Source organism: Bradyrhizobium sp., from assembly GCF_035701725.1.
GTDB lineage: Bacteria > Pseudomonadota > Alphaproteobacteria > Rhizobiales > Xanthobacteraceae > Bradyrhizobium.
This window is the reverse complement of sequence record NZ_DASSRP010000253.1, coordinates 1-4,277: the sequence shown is the minus strand read 5'-3', so window position 1 is coordinate 4,277 and position 4,277 is coordinate 1. Positions and strand designations below refer to the sequence as shown.

Sequence of the window (4,277 nt, the reverse complement as noted above, 5' to 3'; positions counted from 1 at the left end):
GCCAATCAGCGCGAGGACTATCTCAACAAGACGCTTGGCGAATACAAGGACAATTCGCGCCACGGCTACGATGGCACCATGGCGGACGTGATGGGCGAGGTGCCGAAGGAGCAGATCGCCGATCTTGCGTATTACATCTCGCACTATCGCTGAGGCCACGCAGCGGCTATCGCTATCAACTCGGGCCGACAAGGGGGCCGAACATGAAAGATATCTGGCGCCTACCGGCGCACGAATTGGCCGGCCTGATCAAGTCGAAGAAAGTTTCGGCCAAAGAGGCTGCGACCTCGGCGTTGGCGCGGCTCGATGCGGTCAACCCCGCGATCAACGCGGTCGTCGATCATCGGCCCGACGACGTGCTCGCGCAGGCGAATGCCGTCGATGCGGCGATCGCGCGCGGCGAGGATGCCGGCGTATTGGCCGGCGTGCCAGTCACGATCAAGGCGAATATCGATCAGGCGGGCTATGCCAATACCAACGGTCTGAAGATGCAGGCCGCGCTGATCGCGAAGGACAACAGCCCGGTCGTCGATAACTTGCGAAAGGCCGGCGCGGTTATCCTCGGCCGCACCAATTGTCCGGCATTCTCCTATCGCTGGTTTACCACCAATCTCATTCACGGCAACACCAAGAACCCGCGCGATCCCTCGATCACGCCGGGCGGCTCGTCCGGCGGGGCGGGCGCGGCAGTCGCGGCCGGCATCGGCCACATCGCGCACGGCACCGATATCGCCGGCTCGATCCGCTATCCGGCCTATGCCAATGGCGTGCACGGCCTTCGTACCACCACCGGCCGCGTCGCCGCCCATAACGCCGCACTGCCCGAGCGGCTGATCGGGCCGCAGATCGCGGCCGTCTCTGGCCCTCTCGCGCGCACCATCAATGACCTGCGGATTTCCCTTGCGGCGATGTCGATGCCGGATGCGCGCGATCCCTGGTGGGTGCCGGCACCGCTCGAAGGCCCGCCGCGGCCCAAGCGCGTCGCCTTGTGCGTTGACCCGGAAGGGCTCGATCCCGTTGCCGAGGTCAAAGCCGCGGTGGTCGATGCCGCCAAGCGCCTCGAGCGTGCCGGTTGGACCGTCGAGGAAATCACGAGCTTGCCGCCCCTCCGAGAGGCGGCCGAAAATCAGACCAAGCTCTGGCTCGGCGACAACTACGAAGGGCAGCTTGCCGCCGCCGAACGCGAGGGCGATCCCGGCGCGCTTGCCTGCCTGCGCGGCAACAAGTCGAAGGTGTTTCCATTCGATCATCTGACGCTCTCGAAGATCCTGACGCGGCGGGCGACGCTGGTGCGCGAATGGTCGCTGTTTTTGGAAAAATATCCGGTGCTGTTGATGCCGGTGTGCGGCGAACTGCCGTTCCCGGATGAACTCGACACCAGAGACGATGCCTCGTTCGCGCGCGTCTGGCGCGCGCAGCTCCCGCAGATCGCCATTCCCTTCATGGGCCTGCCGGGCCTCACGGTGTCCACGGGACTGGTTGGGCGCGTGCCGGTCGGTGTGCATCTCGTCGCTGGCCGCTACCGCGAAGACCTTCTCCTGCTCGCGGGCGAGGCGATCGAGGCCGGCGGCACGCCGCCATCGCCGATCGATCCGTATCCGGGTTGACGATGAGCACGATCTACGATTTTTCCGCGAAATCGCTTGCGGGCGAGGATACGCCGCTCAAGCGGTTTGCCGGTCAGGTGCTTCTGATCGTCAACACCGCAAGCGCCTGCGGATTCACGCCGCAATATAAAGGCCTCGAAGCATTGCAGCAGAAATACGGCGCACGCGGTTTTTCCGTGCTCGGCTTTCCCTGCAACCAGTTCGGGCGTCAGGAGCCGGGCAGTGCGGCCGAGATCGGACAGTTCTGTTCCTCGAACTATGCCGTGACTTTTCCGATGTTCGACAAGATCGAGGTCAATGGCGACAACGCCCATCCGCTCTATCAGTATCTGCGGCGCGAAAAGTCCGGGCTGCTCGGTTCGGCGATCAAATGGAATTTCACCAAATTCCTGATCGACCGTTCCGGCAAGGTGGTCGGGCGCTACGCGCCGATCGCGACGCCGGAATCACTTACCAAGGACATCGAGGCATTGCTGTGAACGAGAAAAACCAGGCGGCGGACCAACTGCCGGATCGTCTCTGTGTCGATCCGCAAAGCCCCTATTATAACGAGGCCGTGCTGGCGCGTGACGTCGGCATCCGCTTCAAGGGCGTCGAGAAAAACAACGTCGAGGAATACTGCGTCAGCGAGGGCTGGATCCGCATCACCGCCGGCAACGCCAAGGATCGCTACGGCAATCCGCTGACCATCAAGGTGCACGGACCGGTTGAGCCGTATTTCCGGGACAAGAAGTAGTCGGCGTTTAGAATCCTTCGAACGAACCTATTCTTCGATAGCGCGCTCCACCCACAATGGTCTAAGGCGAATCGCGGCACGCAATCGCATGCCGCGATCGGGAGCCTGTGCGCGGAGATGGATGAACTGAACGGACGCATGATTGCATGCCAGCTCCTGATTGCTGGATTGATTGCGCGCGTTGCCAATAATTCCCGTGACCCTTTGCAGTTTTTGACCGATTTTCGCGATGAGATGCGGGCGGTCGTGCAAGGGATCAACATCGCCGGATCGGATCGTCCGGAGCGGGCGCGCCAGGCCGCAAAGCAAACCCTCGACGAATTGTTTTCGCTGATGAAGCCGCCGAGTGTTGACGAGGTCGATGGCGACTGAAGCGCGTACGGATTCGCGCGAGTGATCTCTTAGATCGATTTCAAACGCAGAATTAGAATCGATTTGATCTAGGAATATTCAAAGCGCCTGCGTGTTGACCGCAAATTTCACGCCCGATACCAACTTAGCATTCGCTCATGCCGGGGAAACAGCATGAGCCAAGAAAAAGCTGATGGGGCAACTGATGACTCGGGTGCGGGCACCGCGTTCGCTGCGTGCGAATGCTGCGACGACTTTCTCTGACGAACGGCTTGACGGGCAGGCGGGCCGCAAGGTCTCCTCAGTTGCTGGACTGGTGGCCGTGGCATCGTTCTCTGGCGGTGCTGAAGCGCAGCAGTCCAATCTGCCGCCGGTCTCCGTCGATGCGCCGGTTGCGCGCCCCAAACCTGCGGCCAGTGCACCGACCCCGGATCAGGTGAGGGCGCGCAACGCATTGCGCCGCGCCGCCAGGCGCCAACAGCAACAGGCCAAGCCCGCGCCGGCGACCGGCAGTGCCGCGCTGTTGCCGGATCGCGATCGCTATGCCGACCCGTCCGCACCCTACAAGGGCGACCGGCTGCAAGCGTCGGGAAAATTTCCCGAGCCGCTATTGAATACACCCAAGACGGTCACGGTGCTGACCAAGGACGTTCTGGAAGACAAGAACGCCACCACGTTGAAGCAGGCGATCCTGAGCACGGCGGGCGTCACGCTCGGCAGCGGCGAGGGCGGCAACGCGTTTGGCGACCGCTTCTTCATCCGCGGCTTCGATGCCCGTAACGACGTCTTCATCGATGGCCTGCGCGACCCCGGTGTCAGCGTTCGAGAGAATTTCTTCACCGAGCAGGTGGAGATCCTGCGCGGTCCGGGCTCATCCTTTGCCGGCCGCGGCACCACCGGCGGCGCGATCAACATCGTCACCAAGGAAGCTCAAGAGGAGAAGAGCTTCTACAACATGGATACGACGTTCGGCACCGACGCCACCAAGCGGATCGTGCTCGACGTCAACCAGATCGTGACCCCGACCTTTGCCGTTCGCGCGGGCGGCATGTTTCAGGATGCCGACGTGGCGGGGCGCAACTACGTCACCGACGACCGTTCCGGCGGGTTTGTGGCGACCAAGTGGACGCCGAGCGACGCGATCAAGATCACCACGGACTATGTTCAAAGCGACCTGCACGGCATTCCGGATTTCGGCGTGCCGTATTATCGGCCGGGCGCCACCACCTCGTCGAGCAACCAGAAGTTCGGCACCACGGCGGGCGGTCCGTATCCGGACTATGGGGTCAACCGTGACAATTTCTACGGCTTCGTCTACCGCGACTTCTTCCAGGTTCAGCAGGACATCGGCACAGTCAACACTGAGGTCAAGCTCACGCCCGATCTCACCTTCAACGACAAGGTGCGGGTCTCGCATTCGCTCAACAACTATATCGGCACCTTGCCGGAATCGCCGACCGCGCCGCTGCCGTTGTCGGCCGCGACATTCACGGCCAACCCGCAGAGCCGTTATCAGACCACCGACGTGCTCGCCAACCAGTCGGAGTTGACCTACAAGTTCAATACCGGTGATTTCAAACATA

At 62.1% G+C, this 4,277-nt stretch carries 5 protein-coding genes; all 5 read left to right on the top strand.

Features of this window, described 5'->3' with window-relative positions:
• The first annotated feature begins 203 nt into the window (after positions 1–203).
• Positions 204–1,607, top strand: coding sequence for an amidase family protein (locus tag VFL62_RS14975; protein WP_325173160.1), 1,404 nt, complete (start codon positions 204–206; stop codon positions 1,605–1,607).
• Between the two features lie 2 nt (positions 1,608–1,609).
• Positions 1,610–2,086 carry a glutathione peroxidase gene (locus tag VFL62_RS14970; RefSeq protein ID WP_325173159.1) on the top strand — a complete coding sequence of 159 codons (477 nt, stop codon included), beginning with the start codon at positions 1,610–1,612 and terminating at the stop codon, positions 2,084–2,086.
• A complete protein-coding gene (locus VFL62_RS14965) occupies positions 2,083–2,343 on the top strand; it encodes a DUF3297 family protein (RefSeq protein ID WP_325173158.1) in 261 nt (86 codons plus the stop codon). The genes VFL62_RS14970 and VFL62_RS14965 overlap by 4 nt, the downstream gene beginning before the upstream one ends.
• A 117-nt stretch (positions 2,344–2,460) precedes the next feature.
• Complete coding sequence (locus VFL62_RS14960) at positions 2,461–2,715, top strand: hypothetical protein (RefSeq protein WP_325173157.1); 255 nt, start codon at positions 2,461–2,463, stop codon at positions 2,713–2,715.
• 184 nt (positions 2,716–2,899) lie between these two features.
• A partial coding sequence (locus tag VFL62_RS14955) for a TonB-dependent receptor (protein WP_325173156.1) occupies positions 2,900–4,277 on the top strand: 1,378 nt, incomplete at its 3' end.

Coding starts and splice junctions, on each gene's coding strand:
- VFL62_RS14975 (WP_325173160.1), top strand. CDS start 204: ATGAAAGATATCTGGCGCCTACCGGCGCACGAATTGGCCGGCCTGATC.
- VFL62_RS14970 (WP_325173159.1), top strand. CDS start 1,610: ATGAGCACGATCTACGATTTTTCCGCGAAATCGCTTGCGGGCGAGGAT.
- VFL62_RS14960 (WP_325173157.1), top strand. CDS start 2,461: ATGGATGAACTGAACGGACGCATGATTGCATGCCAGCTCCTGATTGCT.